Below are 24,564 nucleotides of genomic sequence, written 5' to 3'. Positions count from 1 at the left end.
ATTGATTATTGCTACCTGTTTTAAGCATGATTACTATTCACTCAATCAGCGCTAAACGCAACTCATTAGGGAAAATGTTGATGGATACTCGCAATAAGTTTTGGGACAAACATGCTAGCTCTTACGCTAAGCGCGCTATTTCAGATATTCCTAGCTATGAGAAAAAACTAGCACTTAGCCGCGAGTACTTTTCTAAAGATGCTACGGCCATTGAAGTGGGATGTGGTACCGGCTCAACCGCATTACTACATGCCCCTTATCTAAAACACATTCTCGCCACCGATATCTCAGCCGCAATGTTAGATATTGCAGAGCGAAAACGCCAAGAACAGCAAATAGACAATCTAAGTTTTCAGCAAGCTACAGTCGAAGAGCTAGTGGTAAATGAACCGGTAGACATCGTCTTTGCACTTAACCTGATTCACCTATTGGAAGACAAAGAAACCGCTATAGCGACCATAAAAAGTTGGCTAAAACCAGGTGGGGTACTAATTAGTAGCACCCCTTGTTTAGGCGACAGAATGAAATTTTTTAAGCTAATTGGCCCAATTGGTAAAGCACTAGGCCTGATGCCTTTAGTAAGAGTGTTTACCGAGCAAGAACTGCTGAATAGCTTTCAACAGCAAGGCTTTAGCATCGACACCAAGTGGCGACCAGAGAAAGCTCTATCAGTGTTTTTGGTGGCGCGAACTTAAACTGCCTGTTTAAGTGACGAGTTGATCAAACATTCTGCCACCACTTTTTGCAGTAAAAAGGTCTCGCGCTCAACCGACATACCCGCTTTAGGATTACTGGCGATAGTCTCTAGGTTATGGGCGATGGCGCTATGAATGTTCAACCAGACTGGCTTCATTCCATTGCTGATTTCGTAGTCTTCTAAGGCATTTTCGGCAAGTTCATCATCAATTTTGCACAAATAGCAGTAGGACAGCATATGCATGTAATCAGCATCATCTTTATACCAGGGGCGATATTCTTCATAGCAGCCAAAGGACTGAATATCGCGCACATTTTGTGCACCAGTTTCTTCACTCAGCTCCCGCTTTAAGCCTTCAATCAGGTTTTCGCCTTGGTCAACACCGCCGCCAGGCAAGGTGTAATCATGATAACGCTCGGTATACATTAACAAAATCTCTTCCCCCTTCAGCACAATTGCTCTTGCTGCAACTCGCTCCAAAGCCTTCCCATCAAGGGAACTGAGATCAGGGTGAACAGTAGACTTTAATAAACGCATAGCACCAAACGGTAGAAAATTGGCTGGCGAATTTAGCAACAAAGCAGGTTACAAGCAACTGATACCTTACCGAGGTTTATCAAGCATTGTATTTATAAACTTTTATGTCGATAAACTTTACAGCTGAAGACTAACAGGTCCAACCATTTAAGGCTAAGCTTATGAAATTTAAGGATTAGTCTACATAGGCTTGATTATTGCACCCGAGAGTTCCGAAAATATTATTATAAAACATTAGCTTAACTAAACATCTTTGGAACAAATTTAAAGGAATATACTTGTGCAAAAGACATCTTTGGCGTTATTTACAACAGCCAGCCTACTACTAGGCTCCTTTGCAGCTCAAGCCACTATGTTAAGTGGTTTTGGTGGCGATGCTGGTTACGGCGAGCTAGCGATGGGCAGAAATGATGATGGTTCTTCTAATCAATTAGACCTGCCGTTCGAAATCAATTATTTCGGTAATAGCTACGATCAGTTTTTCATAAACAATAACGGTAACATTACCTTTGAAAGTTCATTGTCTGGCTTTACTCCAGTTGCCTTCCCTATCGCTGAACAACCAATAATTGCGCCATTTTGGGCGGATGTTGATACTCGTTGTAATGGCTGTGGTGAAGTATACGTTGGAAGCCCTAGTGATGGGGTAGTCGCGGTTACTTGGGATAACGTTGGTTATTACAGCTCAAATGATTCTAAAACCAATAGCTTTCAAGCTGTTCTGATTGACCGTTCAGACACTGGTGCCGGCAACTTTGATGTTGAGTTTCGTTACGACCAATTGCAATGGACAACTGGCGATGCTTCAAATGGTGAGAATGGCCTAGGCGGCACTCCAGCCCAAGCGGGTTATGATGCTGGTGATGGCGAAAACTTTTTTGCTTTACCTGGTTCATTCAGTGAGAACATTTTAGATCTAGTATCTAGCTCTAACACTGGCGAAGACGGTGTTTGGCGCTTTGCGGTGCGTGACGGCGCCTTGCCAGGTGCAACACCAGAAAATCCAATAATGCCGGTAGTGGTTGATGGTGGCTGGTCATTCGATTTTAATGTGAATGCCAATGAGCCTATCTTTATTGACCCAGACGTTGCAGTAGGTTACGACTACATCGTTGATCAAGGTCCAAACATCCGCACTGTTACTTTACCAATTGGTTTTGATGATGACATGTTCTTTGTTTGGTTGTGGAATGGAGTTGAGTGGGAGCAAGTAGCTAACCTGGCTGCAGGCACCGCTTACGACTTCGGTATTGACGGTGTTGACCGCTTCCGCATCACTGGTATTGATATTAGCAATGAAGTCGACCCAACAGATACAACCGCTTTTGTTACAGAATTAACTTTCACTGAAAGTGGTAATGTAGCAATGCGCCAACTACCTATTGTTGAATTTGTACCAGGGCCTGGTGCATCGGTACCAGAGCCGAGCACTTGGTTGTTAGTATTAATCGCAGTAGTATTATTGTTAAGCTCTCGCAAGCGCAGCAAATCTGCACCATCAACTCTATTGCCAGCATAAGATTGATGTTCTAAACAAGGGAGCAAATAGCTCCCTTTTTTGTTATGGAAAACTGATGAAATATCTAATCTTAATTCTGTGTTCTGCTTTAATATCTTTTTCTAGCTATGCTAAAGACTTTGAAGCTTGGACAGTAAAATGCCCTGTAGGAAAACCTTGTGTTATTACCCAAATGGTGATGAAGCAGCAAGGAGATGCAGCGGATGTAATCGCAGGCATAAGCTATTTCGATCACAGTGAACAACCTATTCTAAAAATTAGAATTAGTGCCAAAGCAGACCCCAAAAAGGGAATTGGTTTAAAAATAGACCAACAAAAGCCTTTACACCTGCCTATTACTAATTGCGATGAAAAACTCTGTGAAGTAAATGTAGTGGCAGATAAACAGCTAATCGAAGATTTGCAAAGTAGCCAAGTCATGTCGGTGGCTTACATTGTTAAAAGCAGCCAACAACAAACTGCATTTCCAGTGATTCTTAATGGTTTTCAACAAGCCTATCGCTCGATTCAATAACACAAAAAAAGGCCTCGCACGCGAGGCCAAACACCACAGGGAATTGTGGACTTGCACAAACATTTCTTGCTTCAGCTTTTTCGCAAAGAAATGAAAACTTAAGAGCTTACACTCATTAGAAAGGGGTAATCGGTATAACCTTTCGCTCCACCACCATATAAAGTGTCTTGGTCTAACTCATTCAACTCCGCACCTTGTTTAAAGCGCTCGGGTAAATCAGGGTTGGCAATGAACGGGGAGCCAAACGACACGAGGTCGGCACTGTCTTCTGCAATGGCTTGTTCTGCACTGTTCGCGCTATAACCACCATTTGCCATGTATGCGCCCGCGAAGCGGCTGCGCAACTGAGTGAAGTCGAAACCTTCGCTGCTTGCTCCAGCAAAATTCTCTACTACGTGGAGATAAGCAAGCTTCATGGGGCTAAGCTGCTCAACCAAGTAGTTGAACAAAGCTTGAGGATTACTATCAGACATCGAGTTAAAGGTGCCGGTTGGCGAGATTCTAATCCCTACTCTACCCGCTCCCCATACCTCGGTCACTGCTTGGGTAACTTCCAAGCTTAAGCGCGCTCGATTTTCTATTGAACCACCATAGATGTCGTCACGCTGGTTGGTTCCGTCTTTGAGAAACTGATCCAGTAAATAGCCATTGGCAGCATGAATTTCTACACCGTCGAATCCGGCTTTTTTAGCATTAATAGCGCCTTGTTTAAACTGCTCAACAATTGAAGCTAGCTCTTCTGTTTCAAGCGCTCGTGGCGTTTCAAAATCTAAAAATCCCTGTTCAGTAAAGGCTTGTCCTTCTGCGGCTATCGCCGACGGCGCAACCGGCAATTCACCATTTTCTTGAATAACCGAATGAGAAATACGGCCAACATGCCAAAGTTGCAGCACGATTTTTCCGCCCTTGGCGTGCACAGCATCAGTAATTGTTTTCCAACCGGCAATTTGTTGCTCGCTATGAATACCTGGCGTAAAAGCATAGCCCTTGGCCTGAGCGGACACTTGCGTAGCTTCGCTGATAATAAGAGCAGCACTCGCTCGCTGTGAATAGTATTCCACGTTAAGCTCGTAGGGGTAGTCGCCGGGTTGGGCAGAACGAGAACGGGTAAGCGGCGCCATAACAACACGATGTTTCAGTTCTATATCGCCCAGTTTGATTGGTGTAAACAGTTGGCTTAGAGACATATCTTTATCCTTTAAGATCATTAAAAGTAATAAACAAACGTTTTAGCGAGCTACTTAGTAAGCCAACTCTCGGCATTACCTAAGTAATCGGCAAACAGTGAGTTAAAGTTCTCAACTACCGAGCCCGATACTTCTGGCAAGGCTAACAAGTGTTGCCCTAGCGCCTTTAGCTTGGGAAAGTTTGCAAGTAAATCGCGCTCAAACAAGCTTTCTATCGCCGCAAAACGGGTAAACAATGGCGCTAATGCGGTGTCGATTAAGGCTAAGTCTTCGCCATTAAAAAAGCCCTTATCACTGGTTAAAGCTTCTAGACGCGAGAGCTTGTCGTTTAGCCCAGCTTCTGCTTGAACAAAGTCATCCTGATTTTTGGCTAATGAGGTTTGATACTGCGCCATTAATACTTGGCTTGAAAACTCTATCCATGCGCGATCTTTGGCTTTTTGTAGAGGGTCACTCGGCATTAAAGAGCCTTCGGTAATTTCATCCAAGAACTCGTTTATCACCGCAGACTCAAACAAGACATCGTCGCCGTACTTAAGCACCGGCACTTTGCCTAAAGGAGATAGTGCTAAAAACCAGTCTGGTTTGTTGGCCAAATCAATGTACTTAATCTCAAAATCGATACCTTTGTGTAATAAAGTAATCACCGAGCGTTGCACAAAGGGGCAAAGCTTGAAACTTATCAGTTCAATAGTTTGGTTCGGCTTATAAATGGCTGACATCGAGTGATTCCTTGTATAAATTAACAAATATGCGCTTGGCCAATCGATATAACTTTTGTATCCAAACGAAACATAGTATCTTTTGGTAACTATAAGAACGCTTTTAGCGAACTACAAGTACGCACTAATTAGATATTTAGTTTCCTCGAGGTGCCTAATGTTGGATTCAGCGGCTTCTAGCCCAGAAAAAAATTGTGAAGTTTCTTTGACAGAGCAAAAGCATGAATGCCCTGTTTCGACCGCCATTGAAGTAATTGGTGGTAAATGGAAGGTGATTATCTTGTATCAACTACGTGGTAAAACGCTACGTTTTGGTGAACTAAAACGAGAGATCCCAAAAATCACTCAAAAAACCTTAACCCAACAACTGCGTGATTTAGAAAAAGATAAGCTGATAGAACGCAAAGTATTTGCCGAAGTGCCACCAAGGGTTGAGTACACCCCAACCGCTTTAGCCGAACAATTAAATCCGGCCTTAGATTTGCTTTGTGACTGGGGAAAAGCCTATCAAAAGGCCCACGAGTAGCTTAAATTCGCCGCAGCAAAACATCACGAATTAAACCTAACGCATGTTTTAGATCGGATAGACTTTGCGTGGCCATGAGGCTAATACGCACTGCCGGTCGCTGTTTACCCTCGAAGCTAAAATGCTGCTCACCACTTACATGGATATGATGGCCGATCATTACCTCTACAAAGGCCTGGCTGGTCCAGCCCTGTGGCAGATATAACCACAGGTGGTAGGCACAATGGTCAGCCAAATGCTGATTAACAAACTCTAGTTCATTGAGCATTGTTTTTGCCAAATTCTGTCGCGCCAATGCTTGACGCTTCTGCCATTGAGTTATTTTGGCTACAGCTCCACTGTTAATTAACTGACAAGCTAGCTGCATAAGTAAGGGCGAAGGCAACCAAACCGTTGTTCTCACCAAATTTATATAATCGTCACGACTACTTTTAGGTACCACCAACAGCCCTAACCGCAAACTCGGCGATACACACTTAGACAAACTCGTTAGATAGATGCTTTGCTGCGGGGCAAAATGATAAAAGGGTTTGATCTCTTCTGCAGCCAAAAAGCCATAAATATCGTCATCTATCACTTGAATAGCGCAACGCTTAACCACCTTCGCTAGTTGCTCACGCCGCTGATTCGGCATTACCGTTCCAGTTGGGTTTTGACACGAAGCCACCAGCATTAACGCCCGTATAGTTTGTTGCTCATGCAGCCGTTCTAAAGAGTTAGGCACTAGACCCTGCTCATCAAGCGCCACTGGCACAGGTATTCTGCCAGTTTGGCGGAGCACCGAGAGGATCCCCGGATAACACAAGCTTTCTACTGCAACCCTATCCCCTACTTGAGTACAGGCCAATACTGCAACCAATAAAGCATGCTGGGCACCATGGCAGACAATCACTTGGCTCTTTTCACAATCAATGCCTTGAGTTTGCAGCCATTGATGCAAAATGGCCAACTGCTCTGCGTTACCGGCATCTGCCTCATAATCGCAATAGGCACTTAAGTCAGCATTGGCAAGCGCGCTTAGCTGAATGCTTAAAGGCTTAAGTAAGGGGCCATTTAACGGTGTAACCAAGGAAAGGTTGAACTCATTCTGAGTACGCCCTTTAATGCCAGCGCTAAGATTTACGTTAAAAGAAACGAAAGTACCCTTGCCAACCCCAGAGCTTAGCAGCGCTTTGCTTTCTAATTCTTGGTAAGCCTGTCGCACCGTTACCGCACTACTGCCAATTTCACTGGCGAGAGTTCGATGCGCTGGTAATTTATCTTGATAGTCTAGCTGCCCCTTTAAGATGGCATTCTCGATGCACCGAGCAATTTCAAGATATAGAGGTCGAGCTTTTGGATTAAAACCTAGCAGTAATGTATCTAGCAAACCTACGCTCACTCCCTTATTTACAATTAGCAGGATAAAGCTATCTGCATGATATTTCGTGAATAACTACTGTTCAAAAGATTCTGCCATAGAGCCGCACTATTTATTGCTACCCAGCAGACGATTAGTAACTACAATTAGCTCTATTACCTCAAAAGGAGGCTCTATGTGCAAAGAAAAGATACAGCTAGAGTTTCTTACAAACTATTTGCTTCAAGCCCGTGTTGATATTGTCAGTGACAAACTTGCGCTCACTCGAATCACCTATATTAAGGTTGCACTTTTTGGATTACTGCTTACCCAAGTATCAGAGCCAGCAGGAATGTTTGCGGTCATTTTCCTTCCCTTTGCTTTATACATTGTTGATAGCATTCATCTGAGCAAACTAAGACAAATATTTGTACGTTGGCAATACATTGTTGACCAGCTAATTCCCCAAATAAGTATATTGCAGACAACTCTAGAGCTAGACTCAGACTTAGTTTACTTAGAACAGAATATTGTCGCCAAGCAATCGCAATACTTTATTAGCGAAGCCTTTCAAAGAACCCTATTTCAAGTTCCAGCTCTGTTTAACTCTCTCATTTTTTTGCTGGCGTTTTGCCATCAAACCTTAGCAATGTCAGCGTCAGAAGCATACGATGTTGCTTATTACTGGTGTTTTCTCGTATTACTCTTTGCTGGTATGTTCTTTTTGCACAAGCGTTTTACTGGCCAAGATACCTGTATTTATCGATGGCGCTGGATAGTTCTAGGTAGTGGCTTAACTTTAGTGTTTATATCCTGGGACTCAATGATCACTAATCGCAATCTATTGCTTGAACTTAGTATGCATCTGTTAAAGTTCAGCTCTTAATGGCTAACAACGAAAAAGACTTACGGTCTTTAGCTTATAAGCGCCTAAGAACCCAGATTGAACCAGCAAAATAAGTCAATTTTTAGTTAAAGCTTCAATTAACGCCCAAACAATTGCCAATGAACTAGTTCAATGCAACTATCGTTAATAATTCAGCACGGGTTGCTGCACTTAGTTTGACTTGTTAAGGACAACCGTTATGACATCATCTTCAATTACCGTTGCGTTTATAGGCTTAGGAACAATGGGCTTTCCTATGGCTGGTCACTTAAGCCAGCAAGGCTACCAAGTGGTGGTTTATAACCGCACCGATGCCACCGCTAAAAAATGGCTAGCCAAGTACCAAGGTAAACAAGCATTTACCCCAGCGGAAGCCGCTAGCCAAGCAGATGTTATTTTAAGCTGTGTAGGCAACGATCAAGATCTGCAGCAGGTTTATCTTGGTGAACAGGGCATTATTGGCGCTGCAAAACCAGGCAGCATTTTAGTTGACCATACCACTGCCTCGGCAGAAATTGCCAGTGAGCTAGATAGCGCGGCCAAAGCCCACCAACTTGAATTTCTCGATGCGCCGGTATCTGGTGGTGAGGCCGGCGCCGTAAACGGCTGCCTAACAGTAATGGTAGGCGGAGAGCAGTCCACTTTAAGCAAAGTAGCAGCTGTTTTTGATTGCTATGCCAAGGCCGTTAATTTAATCGGGCCGGTAGGCTATGGCCAGCGCTGCAAAATGGTTAATCAACTTTGTATCACTGGAATCTTGCAAGGTTTATCCGAGGCCTTAAAACTGGCAGAAGCCGCTAATCTAGATATAAACAAAGTTGTCGAAGTGCTGCAGCATGGCGCAGCAGGAAGCTGGCAACTGAGCAATCGAGCTAGCAGCATGACCGCCAATGAGTTTGACTTTGGCTTTGCCATTGATTGGATGAGAAAAGACTTAGCAATATGCTTTGATGAAGCCGACAAACTGGGCGTTGCCTTACCTTTAGCCAAACAAGTTGATAATGAATATGCCAAGTTACAACAGCGTGGCTATTCTCGCGCCGACACGTCAGTACTGATCAAACAGTTCGATGATGAGCAGCGCTAGCTGCCCTTTCGCTGCTTATTATTAAGCAGCAAACTGCAGACAAAAAAAACCTAAGGCCAGTGGCCTTAGGTGGGAGTCACGCGAGAACGTGAATACTTAAAAACAATAGAAGTTCAAAAAAACGAAAAAGAGCGCGACAACTCATACCCGCAACAACACCAAAAAGTATGTATGGTAGCTACCAGTATGCTTGCATCTGTCTTGCCTAGCGCAGCGGCTCAAACTGACAACTTTTTCGCTAGCACCGTCTAATATTAACCCATCTCAGGCAAAGCAAGCTCAATTGGCAAAACTTGACTGTAAGCTTTGATGTACAGTGATTTATGCTAGTACAAAAATAGCTAGACTCTCAGCTTTAGCTTGCGCCAATGCAGCAGCTAGACTAAGCTCGCGCTCAAACAGCTTGGCATAAAAATGTTGCCTGGCTGAATCCAATTACTATTTTCCACTAGGTACTTAAAATGACTGTTATCTCTGTTCCTGATTTAGCCAAACCACAAGTTAAAAGCCACCATAAAGCCCGCCACCTAAAAAAGATGGCGATTGGACCTTTTGCACAGACCTGTGCCGAAATCCGTTTTATAGCAGACATTGAAAAATTTGATGAAGTAGATGCTGAGCTAGCCAATACCCAACAACAGCAAGGCTGGGAGCTGTTTATCGCCTACTTTAACGAACAGTACCATGTAGCCATTAACTTTTTCACCGAGCAAGCAGAGTTAGATGCCGTGATTGAGCTGGCCAATGCCGCCATTGTTAAAGTACTAGGTGACGTTGAGTTGCAAGTTCTTGCCGGTGACGCAAACTACGGCGATTGGGATAGCTGCTACAGCAACTAAGCCAAACAAAAAAGGCGTAAGTTATTACTTTACGCCTTTTTACTCTCGGTTCGCCAAATATTAACAGCTCGCTTCCAGCTAATAACTAAATTCAAGCTTTCTAATACTATTTAGCTGATTTAGCGCTCGTAAGGTCATTTTAAGCGGAACCCAAACGAAATATGCTGAGGCAATAATCACCATTGCCGGATCAGCATAAACAGCAAATGCAGCATAGGCGCTTTTGCTTAGTAGCATAGCCACCACAAAACCGAGCAGTACCGCCCCACTTATCACACTGTCCATTAACCATTGTTTCGCTTCTGCATCCAGTAGCAAAGACTGTTTACTGGCTTTTGTTAGTATTAGGTAAGTCGCGACACAACCAACAACATTAAGCAGCCCGAACACCAAAGCTAAACCGGTATCTACATCGCGGCCCCCATTTACTATAGCCAAAACCGCAGATCCAAATGAAAACAAACACATAGCACTAATAGCCAAGCCTTTGAAGGCTACAACCGCAGGCTCTATCATTAATGCTTTATTGGGCTGCTCTTCAAATATAGGGTGTTTTCTAAGCGCTAGGGAGCCCAGCGAAACTAACGTTAAGGCTAGGCTCACCAAAGAATAGGCACCATCAAATACAATCACTAAAGAACCGGCCCATAAACCAAGGCTGATACCGAGTAAAGCGAACAAAAAGGAGGAAAAACTAGAAAAACTTAACAGCGTTTTTTCTGTTACAGCGGAGCGAAACATTTAACTACTTATGACGCCTTTTGGCACCACAACCTTCTATCAAACAATAAAAGTTCGCTATTGTAGTGGTTAAATAATCCACATTCAAGCCGAACTCTCCACTAGAAAAACAGCAGTAGAGAGCCGAAATACAAGCCTACAAGTGAGCGTTAATTCTCAGACTCAACTAATGCTTTAATTTTATGCGCTTTTTCGAAATGATCGAGCTGATGAGTTTCAATCCACCACCTGGCAGCTTCCATTAGCAGCTCGGGATTATCATTTTTATTGGCAAAAAACGCATAGAAAGACAAACCTACATTACTGCCCTTAGCGTCAATTTTGCTTTGGCAAACCTTAATAACATGGCTGCGTAAGCTTGCTCTCATCGTTCTTGTTAATCCTCTGACTGCCAACCTGGCGCAATACTTAAGCCAGATACATTTGCCAATACCTTGCTGTCTTTTAAGGCTAATTGATATTCACCACCACTCAAACTGTGTTGTTTTGAACAATCAACATTCCATTGGCGTAACAAATACCCCGCCAACGCAGCGCGTACTTCAAGTTTAAGCGCCCCTTCATGCATCGCATAATCAAGTTCAATAGCCTGTGGGTATTGCAAACTTGGATGAGCCACCAGCTCCAACTCCACAATGTGATTCCACTGTTTGTCATAATCACGAGCTTCTAGCGTAGCAATTGACTGATCGAGTACTTCGAGTTGGGTAAAGCGAGTACATACAAAATCTCTAAAGCTCCCACTTACTCTGTCAAAAGCTCTAACATGCCAACGGTGACCATTGTTCACTAAACTGTGAGGCACTATTTCTCGGCTGCTTTCGCCAGACGATATAGACAGGTAGCTGCATTTTAACGGCACGCGGTGATGAATAGCACGCATAATCGAGGCAATATAATCGGCCTTTGGGTGCACCAACCTCACCGCATCAAAGCAGGTATCGCTGGGCTCTAGAGGAAACGACAAGCCATCACCAAAGCCATGAGACAGCCCCGTTAAGATCGCTTCGGGATTATGAGAAAACAAAGGAGAGAATTTATCTCTGCGTAAATACCTGCGCGCCTTATGGTCTAAAAAAGCATTATTAGGTGCAAGTTGCTTATAGCTGGCTAAATCACGAGTTGCAGCTGCAAGGCCTGTTTTAAATCGACTAATTAAGTCGGCACGACTAACTTCGCCAAAGTACTCTAGGCTAAAATCAATAAAAGCTAGTCGGCTTCTTTGTCCATGGTTTAGTTCGTTCAACTCCATTTTCACTTCGCTCTGTTCATCTTGAAAACCAAATATTAACAAGCACTTTAGGCATAGGCAATCATTTTGATTAGGTATAAAAATAGCTGTGATATAAACCGATTTTAAAGTAAAAAATCCCTTATAAGACGAAGCGAACAATTATTTTTTTTTGCAAGCTAAGTAACTATTTTTTAGCAAATAGCTTCCAGCCTCTCAAAACCAGCAAAGGCCATGAAATAAATCAATCCTTTTTTATCAACAACTTAACAAATTACTATCAACCAATGTCACACATCTAGATCACATTCACTAAGACCAAAGCGCATCCTGAACACTTTTTGATCAGCACAAAATATAAACTATCACTGTTAGCGCTAACAAAAATAATAATGATCAATTGTAAGGATGAACAATGACAGTTTTTTCAACTACGCGCCCATTGCTAAGTTGCGCAATAATCGGCTCTGCATTGATGTTAAATTGCGCCAGTTTTTCGGCCAGTGCGGCATTAAGTAAACAGAATTTAGCCAATTCTGGTTATTGGGGCGGTATATTGCTACCCAACGACACTGCGATTAACGCATCAGAACTGAACACCATATATAACCGTTTTGTCGACAACTACATCGTCGACGCTGGTACTAACATGGCGCGAGTAAAATGGGGCTCTGGCGGAGCTCTGCGCGATGGTAGCGGCAATGTAAGTAAAGATGCTTACGCAACAGCCTCTGAAGGAATGGGTTACGGAATGCTAGTTACCGCTTATGGCGACGACAAAACTCGCTTCGATAAACTCTTTCGGTTTTATAGAAAAGCCTTAGATGATAACAATGCAGACTTAATGCCTTGGTTAGTCTGGAATAATGCCTCACCAGTAACCAACCAAATTTGTTATGGCATTGTTGGCCAAAACCAAACCTGTTTTGGTGCAGGTGGCGGTGGCCCAGCTACTGATGGTGATATTGATATCGCCATGGCACTGTTTGTTGCCGCTGATAAATGGGACAACCCAGATATTGATTATCGCGCAGAGGCGATTCACATAGTTAATGAGCTGCACGATAACTGGTTACATTGGTGCGCAGATGACGGCGGTACATGGGTGGTGAAACCTTATCAAAAATCTAACTTCGACCCTTGTAAAGATGAAATCGATGCTTCTTATTCTATACCCGCATTTTTCCGCTACTTTGCTGAAGTGGCTTCGGTAGACAGCTCGGTGAAAAATGCCAATGACCGCTGGAATTCGGCCGCGCGTGATCTTTACAGCAAATTACTCGACAAACAAAAAGCTGGCTCAAATGGGGATAAAACCTTTGTTCCCGATTGGATGAAGTTAGATGGAAGCGCGGTAACTGGCAGAAGTACTAACTATGGCTCAGATGCCTCACGCATTCCTTGGCGGGTAACCATGGACTATGCCTGGTATGGAACCAGTGAGTCGCAAAACTGGACTCGTCGTTTAATCAACGACTTAGTAAACAACTCCAATAATGGCGGCATTGCCGATATTAAAGCAGATATTTCCCAAGCAACCGGTAACTCCGCTGGTTATAACGGCCGTTCTTTCTCTGGAGGATTTGCAGTAGCGGCAATGCTCTATAACTGGTATCCAGACAATGCTAACAATTACACCGAGCATTGGGTTGATGAAACCTTAAATGGCAGCCTGCCTTGGAACATTGGGGCTAACGGTTATGAAAACGCCAATAACGATTACTACGGCATGGCGCTTTCGGCTTTATATGCACTTACTCTCACAGGGAATACCTATAAACCGGCACTAAATTAGGCTTAAGTTCTAGGGTTAATTTAGCGGTATAACCCTAATCCAATAATAAGGTCTCGCCCATTTTCATTGTAATAAACGGTGCCGACGCGGCTTGTTTGCTACTTAGGTCTTCTAACAACTCGGCGGGCTCCATTACCGGTTCTGCCGTAAGAGGATAAGTTCCCCAGTGCATGCCAATCGACAGTTTAGCTTTTACATCTTGGTGAACTTTAATCGCCTCAGGCACGTTAACGTGTTGATCTTTCATAAAACCACGCGGTGAGTAAGCACCAATAGGAATAAAGGCCAAATCGATTTCTTCCGCTCGCTCACCTATTTCTTTAAAGTCATAGGGGTTATAGCCTGTATCTCCTGCAAACCAATAACGCTTACCTTTAAACTCAATCAACCAACTCGCCCAGTGGCTTTTATTGCGATCAAACAAGCCGCGTGCCGACCAATGTTGGCTAGGCGTAGCAGTGATTAAGGCCTCGCCTTTTTGCTGCGAGCCCCACCAAGGCAATTCAGTAATATTACTTGGTTTAATATCCATTTTTTCAAACCAAATACCTAAGCCTTCTGGCACAAAATAATGAGTAGAATTACCAAAGTGTTTAATGGCTTTTTTATCCAAGTGATCATAGTGATTGTGAGAAATCACTACAAAATCAACCTTGGGTAAGTCTTCTGGATTAAAGGTGAGTGGCACCAAACGCTTTGGCCCAGCGAAGCTCACAGGCGATACCCGTTCACTAAAAACCGGGTCAGTAAGAAAGGTCAACTCTGGCAGTTGTACTAAGAAACTAGAATGACCTAACCAAGTCACCTTTGTACCTGCGTGCTCATCTTTAAGTAGCTCTAGATCAACATCTTGGCGTGGTACGCGGTAAGCTTCGGCAGCTTGATCAGACCAACGAGTATCACCAAAATAACGAACATAGAAGAACTTAAAGGGGTTTTTAGCGATCGGCTCAAGATGGTTATTTTGGTACTCTTTATCCGACGAACTACAGGCGATGACTAAGCCAACCGCAGCCAAAATCAACAGCTTTACCAATAACTTCACGCTTTACATCCCTTAAATCTTTTCCAAGAAAGCTCACTCTAGTGTCTAGTCATAAGCTTTGGCAAGTCGTTATACCAATCGTACCAAGTAACTGTTCATTCTACCTGGTTAAAATACTCGATAACTGCGTTAAAATTTTTGATTGTAGATTAACTACTTATCGAAAAATCCTGCCTTATTCTCGAGTATTTTCCTGCGTTATTTCTGATCACTAACTTGGTGTGATTGATATTAGGCAATAAAAAAGCGCTGGGGTTTACCAGCGCTTTCTCGCAATACTGTTTTATTTAGTCCAGCTCAAACTCTTTGCTTAAACTCATAACACTCACCCGCCCTTTGCCTTCGGCTTTCGCGCGATATAGGGCACGGTCAGCTTGTTTAAGTAACCAATCTTCGTTTAAATCATTGTGCTCTACGCCACCACAATCGGTAATACCGATTGAGCAACTAAGATCGGGTAAGTTGTCCACCAACTCTGGTTTTTCTGCCCAAGCACGTAACTGCTCTTTAAAATAATTTTTCTTGTGCAGGTTGGCCAACAAGCGTTCAGCAGTGAGCTTTGCTTGGTCGTGTTTGGCACTGGGGAAAACCACCACAAATTCATCACCGCCCCAACGGGCAACAATATCGCCAGCGCGCATGGTGTCGACTAACAAATCAGAGAAAGCCGAAAGCACTTTATCGCCAACATCGTGGCCTAGCAAATCGTTTACAATTTTAAAGTTATCTAAATCGATGTAAGCCAAAGAACAGTGATAGGTGCCAGCCTGCTGCTCAAACATCACCAGTTCTTGCTCTAAGCGTGCTAACAATGCTTGTCGGTTTAGCAGCCCTGTAAGCGAGTCGGTTGTAGACATCTTAAGCAGGTTTTCTCGGTGCTTAAGCTGCTGTAATTGGCTGCCTAACTGGCGGCTAATTAAATTAAGTGTATCTTGATCTTGGCGGTCAAAATAACGATTACTGTTGAAGTTACAAAGGGTTAACGCGCCATATAAATGTTCATCTACAAATATTGGTAAGCAAGCAACCGAGTTATAAGTAGCACGTTTACCATCTTCACCTTTTGAGCTAAAGCTATTGTTTATCCAAGTACTCTGGTTGTCTTTCACATGTGCTAAATATTGCTCTACTTGTTCTTTGCTTAGCAATTTACCTACATGCGCCCATTCTTCCCAAGCGTCACCCGCTAGGTGGTGCACCATTCCCACTTGCACAGTGAAATTACCACAAACCAGCTTTAAGCTTTCAACCGCTAAATCTACGGTGCTTTCAAAGCGTTCAGGCAACGATTGCATGCGGCTAATGAGCTGCATTTCTCTTAAGCGCTGCTGCACTTGGCGAAGCTGAGTATCTTGTTTAGCACTGCGTACTAAATCATCAAGATTGAGATGAATTGACGCTAGCTTATAGCTGCCAATGTCTTTGGCGTAAAATACTTGGCGCTTATCAATGATGTTTCTAATACTGTTAAAGATTTCGGTGAATCGCGGCAAAATAAGCACTTCGCACATGGCTAGACTATTGTTCAGCAAGTTATCACAGGCTTCCCATTTACCGCGGCGGCTATACACTTCTAACAACTCGGTGCTGCACTGCGGCAACAAACGGCTGTCCATGTCGACCACTTCACCAAGTAAGGCAGGCGCTTCTTCGAATATTTCTTCGGCTTTATTTAAGCGACCATCTACCACTTCAAGCGCACCTTGCAACAAGGCTTTTAAAAATGCACCGGTGCCAGAGGGCTTAAAAGGCAAACCTTGCATACGCTCTAAACATTGCTGGGCGCGAGCACGCTCGCCAAGTTTAGAATGACAAAAACCCTTTAAGCTAAATACGTCGTAGAGGTTTCTAAAGGGGAAGTGAGTCATTTGTCTAATTCGACAAATTCTTACCAATTGCTCCAATACATCACAGGCTTGTTGGTAATCGCGGGTGCAAAAGTATAACCAGGCAAAGTTATACAAGGTCACTACCAGCTCAGAGTAATCACCGGTGTGCCGGGCAATATCGTAAGCAGCCAAGTACTGTTCTTGGGCTTCAGGATATTTCTCTAAAAGAGTATTAAAGTAGCCGGTGCCGTTATACATGCGTACCCGCTCACTGGCTTCACCAAGCTCTTCTCGAATACGCGAGCTAATACCAAAACAGCGGAAGGTGGCGTGGTAACGGCTAATATAAGAATAAATAATGCCTTTGCTATGGTAGCTGGCAGCGATACCTTGTCGGTGGCCAATACGGCGCGCTAGCTTTACCGCCTTTTGAGTAAAATCTAAAGCAATGCTTGAATCTAAATCTTCGTAAAAACGCAAATAGGTGTAATAGTTGCGCAAGGCATACAGCCGTGAGCAGTCCATGTTGTATTGCTGCAGCTCACTGTCTAAATGGGCAAATTCAGCCAATTTTAGCGGCGTAGATGATTTATCATGAGCATAAAAGTTTACGAACAAGGATTGCGCCACCAAATGACCATTTGTGGCTTGTCCAGCGAGCTCTAAGGCCGCTTCTGAGCATTGCATTGCTTCTTCAAAACTTTGCTGTTGCACCAAGGTAACGCTGAGCAAATTTAACAAGCGCACCTTGTCGTAAGTATTGTTTAAAGACTCTTGGAAAACTTGAAGAAGTTCTAATTCGGTCACAGCTGCATTTAATTCACCTTGATACAACAAAGCTTCTGCCAAGAATAACTGTAGCCTTACTTTTAAACTACTTTCTAAATCTGCAGTTTCTAGCATTAAGCGGGCAGCAACTTCGGCCTCCGGCCACGCCATAAACGCGATGTTCTCTGCAACTAGTAACTCTGCACTTTTTACACAGTCTCGATAATGCCAATGTACTTTTAATGGTGATTGGCTAATAGGCAAGTTATGCAACAATGTAGTGTCATCGAGCCAATCTAAGAAGCCTTCCCAGGCTTCATCGTCTTGGCGATTAGCCAGAGCATATTGGGTATCAACAGAAGTCAGCACTAAAACTGGAATACTAAGTTCACTAGAAACCAAGGCTTGCAACATTTTAATCGCCGAAGCAGAGGCAAAGTGCCAACCACTTACCACCACAATAGCGGGCTCTACAAATAACTTAGCAACTAAAGCAATAATCGCTTTTTCAATAGACTGCTGCTCGAAATAAAGATCATCTACCAACACCAGCTCACTGCGTTCAAAGCGTTCGCCTTTAAGCATTGCGCATAAGTTTTGCTGCAGCGGAACAAAGTCGGTCACGCTGGCCGCAAGCTCTTCTGCACTTAAATGGGATTGTTCAAAACGGCGGATAAGTAAGGCAAATAGCGAGCTATAGGGGGAGTAAGCACTCAAATTATTAAGGCTTATCATGTATAGAGGAGCGCCCTGTTGTTCTGCAAAATCAGAGGTGCAACGGGCCAAATTGTCGGGATCCGAGCTTTGAAAGAAACTAAAGCTGGTTGCTCCCCCTAAGGTACGCTGCCAATCAATCGACAAACGCTTAGCAAAACTGTCCATTTGGGGCATGGTTGAAATCGCCCTCCTAGGCTAAATTTACCGCTCGTATACTAATTTATTTGCCTAGATTTCGATGCCAAGATGGTCACATAATATGGCTGAAAAATCGTTAATAAACAGGGATAAGGCAAAATCTGATAAGTTGGTCAATATTCTTATACTATAAATACCAACAAAACGCAGTTAGGCAAGATTATCTCGCTCAAAAACCTTAGTGAAAAACTCGATACGTCAACTCGCTTGTCGTACCATGAGCATTCATACCAAACAGCACTATTTTAATGTCTTTATCTGAACGACAACAAGCAAAACTTAAGCAACTAAATCAAGCTGGCAGCATTTCTGAGGTAATGACTATTCAATCCCTCTGGGGAGGCTATGGCGAACTACTTAGAGTAAAATTCGAACAAGCTATTCGCCCAAGCTTGGTAGTGAAAAACATAACTTTTCCAGAGCAAACGAAACATCCGCGAGGATGGAATACCGCTCTCTCACACCAACGTAAAGTTCACTCGTACCAAGTTGAGTTGGCATGGTACCAACAGTTCGCCCGAGATTGTGACCAGCACTGTTATATGCCCCAACTTATCGATTCAAGCCAGCATGATGACCAGCAAAGCATTGTATTGGAAGACTTACATACCTTAGGTTACAGCGAAGTAAGGCAACAAGTAGACTTCAAGCAAGCTTTAGTTTGTATCCGATGGTTAGCCTATTTTCATGCCCGTTTTATGCAACGTTCAGCCTCTTCACTTTGGTCACAAGGGAGCTACTGGCATTTAGCCACTCGCCCCGACGAGCTCGCCGCTATGGCCGAGTCACCTCTTAAACAAGCAGCGTCGGCGATAGATCAACACTTACAATCAAGTGACTATTTTTGCCTTATTCATGGAGATGCCAAGCTGGCTAACTTTTGCTTTAATCGAACACTAAGCCAGGTAGCTGCAGTGGATTTTCAATACGTAGGTAGGGGTTGTGGCATCCAAGACTTGGCCTTATTCATAGGTAGTTGCCTTAGTGAGCAGCAGTGCTTTGAGCAGCAACAAAACATTCTTAACGACTATTTCAAAATGCTACAACAAGCCCTTGAACACTATGCGATTCCTGATATTAACTTCGCAAAGCTAGAGCAACAATGGCGTGACTTATATCCGTTTGCTTGGGCTGACTTTGAACGTTTTCTCCAAGGCTGGAGCCCCGGTCACTGGAAACTAAATAGTTACAGCCACCAGCAAACCCAATTAGCGCTCAAGATATTGGCAGGAAATGATAATGACTGAGCCCAAGATAAACTGCCCTTTTAGCACAACTCAAATGCAGCAGTTTGTAGACTTAGCCATAACTGCGGCCAAACAAGCTGGCAAATACATTGCCAGCTACCCAAGAGGGCAGCTAAAAGTAGAACACAAATCTCAAGATTTAAGTTTAAGTGCACAGGTGGTTACTGAGGTAGACCGACACTGTGAAAGGATAATTTTAAACACGCTTAAGCCAATCACTCAGTTGCATCAACTAGCGACTCTCGCCGAAGAAAACACCGAAGGCTTCGATTTAACACGGCACCCGCGGTTTAGCAGTGAAGCTTTTTGGGCAATCGACCCCTTAGATGGCACCCTGCCCTTCATCGAAGGCGGCGATGGTTGTGCGGTATCAATAGCCTTAGTGAATAAAGCTGGCCAAGCACTTCTGGGCGTATGCTACCTCCCCTATAAAGACACACTCTACCACAGCTACTTTAACCCTAACTCCCAGCAACACTACAGCTTTAAACAACAGCTAGCGTTTGAGCAAAAAACACCCAGCAATATGAGTGACTTAAGCTCCACCTCGCTAAACTTTTATTGCGATAGAAGCAGCCTTAAACTCCCTTATTTTGAGCAACTTGAACAGCAGTTAGAACAGCTTGCCAAGCAGCTTGGCTATTCTAAACTGCAAGTAAAAAGTGACGCAGGAGCGGTAGTAAACGCTTGCTCTGTAATCAACGAGCCTAACGCCCTGTATTTAAAACTGGCGAAACGCGCCCAGGGTGGCGGTAGTATTTGGGACTTTGCCGCTAGCTCGAGCATAGCCCAAGGTTGCGACGTTTGGGTAAGTGATAGCTACGGCCACGCCTTAGAACTTAACAAGCCAACCAGCTGCTTTATGAACCTAAAAGGCGTACTCTTTGCCAGTAATTCAAGCTTAGCGAAACAAGTACTGGCCTTAGAGTTAAACCAACGGTTTAGTGATGTTTAGTTACCCTAAGAAACCCAGCAGGCTAAATATCATTAAGATTAAATACGCTTTCTACACGCCAGCACTAACAGCATAGAGTCAAATAAGATGCCAGACCCAAACTTGAAAAAAGTAGTCAGCTTTGCAAGGCCACAGGAACTCTGTAAGTGGCTTCAAGAACATCACGCCACAGAAAGTGAACTATGGATAAACATATTCAAAAAACACACCGGCACGCCAAGTGTTACTTGGGATGATGTAGTGGTTGAGTCTTTGTGTTGGGGCTGGATTGACGGGATTAAAAAGTCTGTTGATGAACAGAGTTATTTACAAAGAATCACACCTAGAAAACCTCGTAGCAACTGGTCAAAAAGAAACCGCCAGCATGTCGAGCGTTTAATTCAAGAAGGCCGAATGACTCCCTTCGGTTTGTTACATGTTGATGCAGCTAAAGCTGATGGAAGGTGGAAAAATGCCTATTCGGTGAGTGAAATGGAAGTCCCCAAAGACTTCCTCGCCGCGCTAGAGCTCGAGCCTAATGCGCAACAGTTTTTTGCCAGCTTAACTAAGTCAAATCGCTATGTTATTGCCCACGGCTTGCTGAGTGCTAAAAGGCCCGAAACCAGACAAAAGCGCTTTGCTAAATACTTAGATTTACTCGCTCGTAACGAAAAGCCGACTTAGCTTTTGGTGTCTGGTTTTAATCAAGCTGAATATTAGAGGGGGTTTTCTTGGAACTAGATAAAACCATATCGAAGTTATTTTTAGCCAACGATGACAGCTGGCTGAAACATGCCAACCCTTGGTCGGTGTGGAGCAGGTTTGCAACCCTGCCATTTATTATATTAAGCATTTGGTCACGAGTTTGGATAGGCTGGTACTGTCTAATTCCAATATCCATGCTTATGGTTTGGCTATGGCTCAATCCAACCTTATTTGCCAAACCCAAGAATTACGACAACTGGGCAGCCAAAGCGGTTTTAGGCGAGCGGATATTAATGAAACGCAAACAGCACCCTATTCCCCGCTCTCACGCCAAGGCCGTAATTATCCTAAATACCTTACAGTGTTTAAGTGGATTAGTGTTGATTTATGGCTTGTGGAGCTTAAACCTAAACTTCACATTGCAAGGCGTCATCTACATCTATTTAACTAAAATGTGGTTTTTAGATCGGATGGTTTGGCTATACGAATCAAGCAGTTCTGCTCAATAGGCTTTGGCGATTCGCCTTGCTCTAGACTAAGGGACAAAATCCACTCACAAAAAAGCCAGGGCTAGCCTGGCTTTTTATCAACGAGTTAAAGCAACTACACAGAGGTATGTAAACAGCTTACCGAGTGCTCATCACTCCCCACTAAACCCGGTTTAGTGTTAGCACATTGCTCTGTGGCAATGGGGCAACGGGTGCGGAATACACAGCCCGATGGCGGATTGATGGGAGAAGGTAAATCCCCTTCCAACAACTCGATGGTTTTGTTGCGCTCCAAATCTGGATCTGGAATAGGCACCGCCGACATTAAGGCTTTGGTATATGGGTGAGTAGGTTTATCAAACAAGGCCTTAGCCGTGCCTAATTCAACCGAGTTACCCAAGTACATTACCAATACTCTGTCTGAGATGTGTTTAACTACCGAAAGGTCGTGAGCGATGAAAATAAGGCTTAAGCCCATTTCCGCCTGTAGCTCTTTAAGTAGGTTAACCACCTGCGCCTGGATCGATACATCCAGTGCAGATACTGGCTCATCACAGATAATCATCTTAGGCTTTAGAATTAAGGCGCGCGCAATACCAATACGCTGACACTGACCACCAGAGAACTCATGCGGATAACGGTTAATAACGTTAGGCAATAATCCGACTTTGGTCATCATCTCTTTTACTTGCTGCTTTACTTCTGCTTTGCTCAGTTTGGGGTAAAAGGTTTGTAAGGGCTCGGCGATAATGTCGCCTACTGTCATGCGCGGGTTCAAAGACGCCAGCGGATCTTGGAAGATCATCTGAATTTCTTTACGTTTTTCACGCAGTTTTTTGTGTGGCAAACTAGTTAAGTCTTGACCTAACCACACCACTTTACCGGCCTCGGCTGGCACTAAGCCAATCACCGCACGAGCAAAAGTAGATTTACCACAACCAGACTCACCAACAACGCCCAAGGTTTCACCTTGATATAGTTTTAGTGATACGCCGTCTACCGCTTTTAAAGTAGCTGCAGGCGCCCAAGGTAAACCTTTGTTGTTCTTAATTTTGAAATAGACTTTTAAATCCACCACATCAAGCAATAAGGCTTTATCACTCATCTTACTGGCCTCCGCTTAAGTGGAAATCATTGTGGCAAGCACGCTGACGCTCGTTAGCAAAAGTGCTTAATTCAGGTGTTTGCTGGCGACAGTGATCGCTTACTCTATGGCAACGTTCTTGGAACGGACAGCCCTGTGGAAGCTTAAGCAAGTTAGGAGGATTACCCGGAATAGTAGGTAATATTTCGCCTTCGGTATCTAAACGCGGAATAGCTTTGAGCAAGCCTTCGGTATAAGGGTGACTTGGTTGGTAAAATACATCTTTAGCAGTGCCGTATTCCATGGTGCGGCCTGCGTACATCACCAATACTTTGTCACAAATACCTGCTACTACACCCAGATCGTGGGTAATCATAATAATAGCGGTATTAAACTCACTTTTAAGCTCGTTAAGCAAAGTCATGATTTGCGCTTGCACGGTTACATCTAAAGCAGTGGTTGGCTCGTCGGCAATTAATAGCTGCGGCTTACACAACAAGGCCATGGCAATCATTACTCGCTGGCGCATACCACCAGAAAACTCGTGCGGATACATGGCCATGCGCTTTTCAGCTTCTGGCATTTTAACTGCGTCCAGCATACGCACGGCTTCAACATGGGCTTCACGATTGCTCATGCCCTTGTGTAAACGCAATACCTCTTTTAACTGCTCACCGACTTTCATGTAGGGGTTTAGCGAAGTCATTGGATCTTGGAAAATCATCGAGATTTTCTCGGCGCGTATGGCGTTTAGCTGTTGCTCTGGTAAGTTAAGTACCTGCTGGCCGTTAAACAAAGCTTCGCCGCTAATAGTACCGTTTTTTGCCAGTAAGCCCATTAAGGCAAAAGCGGTTTGGCTTTTACCTGAACCTGATTCACCAACAATACCCAAGGTTTGCCCTGCTTCCAGTGAAAAAGTTAAATCGTTCACTGCGGTTACGCTGCCTTCGGGGGTAGAAAACTCTACACGAAGGTCTTTCACATTTAATAAACTCATTACTCTGCCCCAGCCTTAGCGATCTTTTGGATCTAAGGCATCACGTAAACCGTCGCCTACATAGTTAAAACTAAACAGTGTGACCACCATAAATGCAGCTGGATATAATAGCTGCCAAATGGCAATTTCCATGGTTTGTGAGCCGTCTTGCAACAAGGCTCCCCACGAGGTCATTGGCTCTTGTACACCTAAACCTAAGAAGCTTAGAAACGATTCTGTAAGAATCATTTGTGGTACTAGCAGCGTGGCATATACCGCAACAATACCTAATACATTAGGCACAATATGGCGAGTAATAATTTTCCATTTGGATACCCCACACACTTCGGCCGCTTCAATAAACTCTTTGTTTTTAAGACTTAAGGTTTGACCACGAACAATACGCGCCATGTCTAACCAAGACACTGCGCCAATGGCAACAAACACCAAGAAAATATTGCGGCCAAAAAAGGTCACCAGCAAAATTACAAAAAACATGAATGGAATGCCGTAGAGGATCTCTAGCAAACGCATCATTACTCTGTCTACTGTGCCGCCTAAAAAGCCCGAAGTAGCGCCATACAGCGTACCAATAAGTACCGCGACAAAAGCGCCCATCACACCTACCAGCAACGAGATTTGTCCGCCCAACAAGGTACGAACAAACATATCTCGACCTAAAGAGTCGGTGCCAAAATAGTGGCCACTTTCAATAGATGGTCCATGGTGCATGGCACCCCAGTCAGTGTCGTCAAAGGCAAACTCACTAAGATGAGAGCCAAACATCACTAGCAAAGTGATGAATACCAATATGCCTAAACTTACCATCGCTGCGCGGTTACGCATGAAGCGCATTCGCGCATCTTGCCACAAGCTGCGACCTTCAATTTCTAACTTATCTGCGAATTCGCTAATAGCGTCGCTGTTCTGTTTATTATCTAACATGGCAGCCT

General features: G+C 43.9%; 24 protein-coding genes. 12 read left to right on the top strand and 12 right to left on the bottom strand.

What is annotated here, in order from left to right; all coding sequences use genetic code 11:
- The first annotated feature begins 80 nt into the window (after window positions 1-80).
- On the top strand, window positions 81-695 hold the full coding sequence (locus K5609_RS07010; RefSeq protein WP_221076549.1) for a class I SAM-dependent methyltransferase: 615 nt from the start codon (window positions 81-83) through the stop codon (window positions 693-695).
- On the opposite strand, the gene K5609_RS07005 is transcribed toward K5609_RS07010, so the two are convergent.
- Window positions 692-1,234 (bottom strand): NUDIX hydrolase, encoded by a 543-nt coding sequence (locus K5609_RS07005; RefSeq protein ID WP_221076548.1) that lies wholly within the window; start codon window positions 1,232-1,234, stop codon window positions 692-694. The genes K5609_RS07010 and K5609_RS07005 overlap by 4 nt on opposite strands.
- 280 nt (window positions 1,235-1,514) lie before the next feature.
- Between K5609_RS07005 and K5609_RS07000 the strand changes: the two genes are divergently transcribed.
- Together K5609_RS07000 and K5609_RS06995 are read left to right on the top strand one after the other, a co-directional pair.
- Window positions 1,515-2,753, top strand: a complete 1,239-nt coding sequence (locus K5609_RS07000; protein WP_246611953.1) for a nidogen-like domain-containing protein — start codon at window positions 1,515-1,517, stop codon at window positions 2,751-2,753.
- A gap of 55 nt (window positions 2,754-2,808) precedes the next feature.
- Entirely contained in the window at window positions 2,809-3,267 is a 459-nt protein-coding gene (locus K5609_RS06995; RefSeq protein ID WP_221076547.1) for an invasion associated locus B family protein, read from the top strand.
- A gap of 98 nt (window positions 3,268-3,365) precedes the next feature.
- On the opposite strand, the gene K5609_RS06990 is transcribed toward K5609_RS06995, so the two are convergent.
- Together K5609_RS06990 and K5609_RS06985 are read right to left on the bottom strand one after the other, a co-directional pair.
- Window positions 3,366-4,454 carry an alkene reductase gene (locus K5609_RS06990; RefSeq protein WP_221076546.1) on the bottom strand — a complete coding sequence of 363 codons (1,089 nt, stop codon included), beginning with the start codon at window positions 4,452-4,454 and terminating at the stop codon, window positions 3,366-3,368.
- A gap of 50 nt (window positions 4,455-4,504) precedes the next feature.
- Window positions 4,505-5,176: a glutathione S-transferase family protein gene (locus tag K5609_RS06985; protein WP_221076545.1), complete on the bottom strand. Its 672-nt coding sequence runs from the start codon at window positions 5,174-5,176 to the stop codon at window positions 4,505-4,507.
- Window positions 5,177-5,333: 157 nt separating this feature from the next.
- Between K5609_RS06985 and K5609_RS06980 the strand changes: the two genes are divergently transcribed.
- The gene (locus K5609_RS06980) at window positions 5,334-5,702 is read left to right on the top strand and encodes a winged helix-turn-helix transcriptional regulator (protein WP_016402764.1); all 369 of its coding nucleotides are present in this window, start codon (window positions 5,334-5,336) and stop codon (window positions 5,700-5,702) included.
- A gap of 1 nt (window position 5,703) precedes the next feature.
- Here the strand turns inward: K5609_RS06980 and K5609_RS06975 are convergent, their stop codons facing one another.
- Window positions 5,704-7,071, bottom strand: coding sequence for an aminotransferase-like domain-containing protein (locus K5609_RS06975; protein WP_221076544.1), 1,368 nt, complete (start codon window positions 7,069-7,071; stop codon window positions 5,704-5,706).
- Between the two features lie 166 nt (window positions 7,072-7,237).
- Between K5609_RS06975 and K5609_RS06970 the strand changes: the two genes are divergently transcribed.
- The 3 genes from K5609_RS06970 to K5609_RS06960 all read left to right on the top strand — a co-directional run bounded on the left by K5609_RS06970 (window position 7,238) and on the right by K5609_RS06960 (window position 9,853).
- A complete protein-coding gene (locus K5609_RS06970) occupies window positions 7,238-7,927 on the top strand; it encodes a hypothetical protein (protein ID WP_221076543.1) in 690 nt (229 codons plus the stop codon).
- 199 nt (window positions 7,928-8,126) lie between these two features.
- Window positions 8,127-9,014 carry an NAD(P)-dependent oxidoreductase gene (locus K5609_RS06965; protein WP_221076542.1) on the top strand — a complete coding sequence of 296 codons (888 nt, stop codon included), beginning with the start codon at window positions 8,127-8,129 and terminating at the stop codon, window positions 9,012-9,014.
- A gap of 461 nt (window positions 9,015-9,475) precedes the next feature.
- Window positions 9,476-9,853 carry a hypothetical protein gene (locus K5609_RS06960; protein WP_221076541.1) on the top strand — a complete coding sequence of 126 codons (378 nt, stop codon included), beginning with the start codon at window positions 9,476-9,478 and terminating at the stop codon, window positions 9,851-9,853.
- Window positions 9,854-9,931: 78 nt separating this feature from the next.
- Here the strand turns inward: K5609_RS06960 and K5609_RS06955 are convergent, their stop codons facing one another.
- From K5609_RS06955 to K5609_RS06945, 3 genes are all read right to left on the bottom strand, one after another.
- A complete protein-coding gene (locus tag K5609_RS06955; RefSeq protein ID WP_221076540.1) occupies window positions 9,932-10,594 on the bottom strand; it encodes a cation efflux transmembrane domain-containing protein in 663 nt (220 codons plus the stop codon).
- A gap of 149 nt (window positions 10,595-10,743) precedes the next feature.
- Window positions 10,744-10,962 carry a DUF6500 family protein gene (locus K5609_RS06950; protein ID WP_221076539.1) on the bottom strand — a complete coding sequence of 73 codons (219 nt, stop codon included), beginning with the start codon at window positions 10,960-10,962 and terminating at the stop codon, window positions 10,744-10,746.
- A gap of 8 nt (window positions 10,963-10,970) precedes the next feature.
- Window positions 10,971-11,846, bottom strand: coding sequence for a WYL domain-containing protein (locus tag K5609_RS06945; protein WP_221076538.1), 876 nt, complete (start codon window positions 11,844-11,846; stop codon window positions 10,971-10,973).
- A gap of 394 nt (window positions 11,847-12,240) precedes the next feature.
- On the opposite strand from K5609_RS06945, the gene K5609_RS06940 reads away from it, so the two are divergent.
- The gene (locus tag K5609_RS06940) at window positions 12,241-13,620 is read left to right on the top strand and encodes a glycosyl hydrolase family 8 (RefSeq protein ID WP_221076537.1); all 1,380 of its coding nucleotides are present in this window, start codon (window positions 12,241-12,243) and stop codon (window positions 13,618-13,620) included.
- A 34-nt stretch (window positions 13,621-13,654) separates the two neighbouring features.
- On the opposite strand, the gene K5609_RS06935 is transcribed toward K5609_RS06940, so the two are convergent.
- Window positions 13,655-14,665, bottom strand: coding sequence for an MBL fold metallo-hydrolase (locus tag K5609_RS06935; RefSeq protein WP_221076536.1), 1,011 nt, complete (start codon window positions 14,663-14,665; stop codon window positions 13,655-13,657).
- Between the two features lie 287 nt (window positions 14,666-14,952).
- On the bottom strand, window positions 14,953-18,153 hold the full coding sequence (locus K5609_RS06930) for a diguanylate cyclase (RefSeq protein WP_221076535.1): 3,201 nt from the start codon (window positions 18,151-18,153) through the stop codon (window positions 14,953-14,955).
- Window positions 18,154-18,425: 272 nt separating this feature from the next.
- Here K5609_RS06930 and K5609_RS06925 point away from each other — a divergent pair, with 272 nt between their 5' ends.
- From K5609_RS06925 to K5609_RS06910, 4 genes are all read left to right on the top strand, one after another.
- A complete protein-coding gene (locus K5609_RS06925; RefSeq protein WP_221076534.1) occupies window positions 18,426-19,424 on the top strand; it encodes an oxidoreductase family protein in 999 nt (332 codons plus the stop codon).
- Window positions 19,417-20,379, top strand: a complete 963-nt coding sequence (locus K5609_RS06920; RefSeq protein ID WP_221076533.1) for an inositol monophosphatase family protein — start codon at window positions 19,417-19,419, stop codon at window positions 20,377-20,379. The genes K5609_RS06925 and K5609_RS06920 overlap by 8 nt, the downstream gene beginning before the upstream one ends.
- 87 nt (window positions 20,380-20,466) lie before the next feature.
- The gene (locus tag K5609_RS06915) at window positions 20,467-21,042 is read left to right on the top strand and encodes a YdeI/OmpD-associated family protein (protein WP_221076532.1); all 576 of its coding nucleotides are present in this window, start codon (window positions 20,467-20,469) and stop codon (window positions 21,040-21,042) included.
- A 47-nt stretch (window positions 21,043-21,089) separates the two neighbouring features.
- A complete protein-coding gene (locus K5609_RS06910; RefSeq protein WP_221076531.1) occupies window positions 21,090-21,572 on the top strand; it encodes a DUF6653 family protein in 483 nt (160 codons plus the stop codon).
- A gap of 94 nt (window positions 21,573-21,666) precedes the next feature.
- Here the strand turns inward: K5609_RS06910 and oppF are convergent, their stop codons facing one another.
- The 3 genes from oppF to oppC are packed head-to-tail and all read right to left on the bottom strand — an operon-like array spanning window position 21,667 to window position 24,556.
- Window positions 21,667-22,656: a murein tripeptide/oligopeptide ABC transporter ATP binding protein OppF gene (gene oppF, locus K5609_RS06905; protein ID WP_221076530.1), complete on the bottom strand. Its 990-nt coding sequence runs from the start codon at window positions 22,654-22,656 to the stop codon at window positions 21,667-21,669.
- Between the two features lies 1 nt (window position 22,657).
- Window positions 22,658-23,632 (bottom strand): oligopeptide ABC transporter ATP-binding protein OppD, encoded by a 975-nt coding sequence (gene oppD / locus K5609_RS06900; RefSeq protein WP_221076529.1) that lies wholly within the window; start codon window positions 23,630-23,632, stop codon window positions 22,658-22,660.
- A gap of 15 nt (window positions 23,633-23,647) precedes the next feature.
- Window positions 23,648-24,556 carry an oligopeptide ABC transporter permease OppC gene (gene oppC, locus K5609_RS06895; protein ID WP_016402739.1) on the bottom strand — a complete coding sequence of 303 codons (909 nt, stop codon included), beginning with the start codon at window positions 24,554-24,556 and terminating at the stop codon, window positions 23,648-23,650.
- Window positions 24,557-24,564 lie beyond the last annotated feature (8 nt).

The sequence above is a fragment of the Agarivorans aestuarii genome (genome assembly GCF_019670125.1).
Classification (GTDB): domain Bacteria; phylum Pseudomonadota; class Gammaproteobacteria; order Enterobacterales; family Celerinatantimonadaceae; genus Agarivorans; species Agarivorans aestuarii.
This window is presented reverse-complemented; position numbering and strand designations above follow the sequence as displayed.

Coding starts and splice junctions, on each gene's coding strand:
- K5609_RS07010 (WP_221076549.1), top strand. CDS start 81: ATGGATACTCGCAATAAGTTTTGGGACAAACATGCTAGCTCTTACGCT.
- K5609_RS07005 (WP_221076548.1), bottom strand. CDS start 1,234: ATGCGTTTATTAAAGTCTACTGTTCACCCTGATCTCAGTTCCCTTGAT.
- K5609_RS06995 (WP_221076547.1), top strand. CDS start 2,809: ATGAAATATCTAATCTTAATTCTGTGTTCTGCTTTAATATCTTTTTCT.
- K5609_RS06990 (WP_221076546.1), bottom strand. CDS start 4,454: ATGTCTCTAAGCCAACTGTTTACACCAATCAAACTGGGCGATATAGAA.
- K5609_RS06985 (WP_221076545.1), bottom strand. CDS start 5,176: ATGTCAGCCATTTATAAGCCGAACCAAACTATTGAACTGATAAGTTTC.
- K5609_RS06980 (WP_016402764.1), top strand. CDS start 5,334: ATGTTGGATTCAGCGGCTTCTAGCCCAGAAAAAAATTGTGAAGTTTCT.
- K5609_RS06970 (WP_221076543.1), top strand. CDS start 7,238: ATGTGCAAAGAAAAGATACAGCTAGAGTTTCTTACAAACTATTTGCTT.
- K5609_RS06965 (WP_221076542.1), top strand. CDS start 8,127: ATGACATCATCTTCAATTACCGTTGCGTTTATAGGCTTAGGAACAATG.
- K5609_RS06960 (WP_221076541.1), top strand. CDS start 9,476: ATGACTGTTATCTCTGTTCCTGATTTAGCCAAACCACAAGTTAAAAGC.
- K5609_RS06955 (WP_221076540.1), bottom strand. CDS start 10,594: ATGTTTCGCTCCGCTGTAACAGAAAAAACGCTGTTAAGTTTTTCTAGT.
- K5609_RS06950 (WP_221076539.1), bottom strand. CDS start 10,962: ATGAGAGCAAGCTTACGCAGCCATGTTATTAAGGTTTGCCAAAGCAAA.
- K5609_RS06945 (WP_221076538.1), bottom strand. CDS start 11,846: ATGGAGTTGAACGAACTAAACCATGGACAAAGAAGCCGACTAGCTTTT.
- K5609_RS06940 (WP_221076537.1), top strand. CDS start 12,241: ATGACAGTTTTTTCAACTACGCGCCCATTGCTAAGTTGCGCAATAATC.
- K5609_RS06930 (WP_221076535.1), bottom strand. CDS start 18,153: ATGCCCCAAATGGACAGTTTTGCTAAGCGTTTGTCGATTGATTGGCAG.
- K5609_RS06925 (WP_221076534.1), top strand. CDS start 18,426: ATGTCTTTATCTGAACGACAACAAGCAAAACTTAAGCAACTAAATCAA.
- K5609_RS06920 (WP_221076533.1), top strand. CDS start 19,417: ATGACTGAGCCCAAGATAAACTGCCCTTTTAGCACAACTCAAATGCAG.
- K5609_RS06915 (WP_221076532.1), top strand. CDS start 20,467: ATGCCAGACCCAAACTTGAAAAAAGTAGTCAGCTTTGCAAGGCCACAG.
- oppF (WP_221076530.1), bottom strand. CDS start 22,656: ATGAGTGATAAAGCCTTATTGCTTGATGTGGTGGATTTAAAAGTCTAT.
- oppD (WP_221076529.1), bottom strand. CDS start 23,632: ATGAGTTTATTAAATGTGAAAGACCTTCGTGTAGAGTTTTCTACCCCC.
- oppC (WP_016402739.1), bottom strand. CDS start 24,556: ATGTTAGATAATAAACAGAACAGCGACGCTATTAGCGAATTCGCAGAT.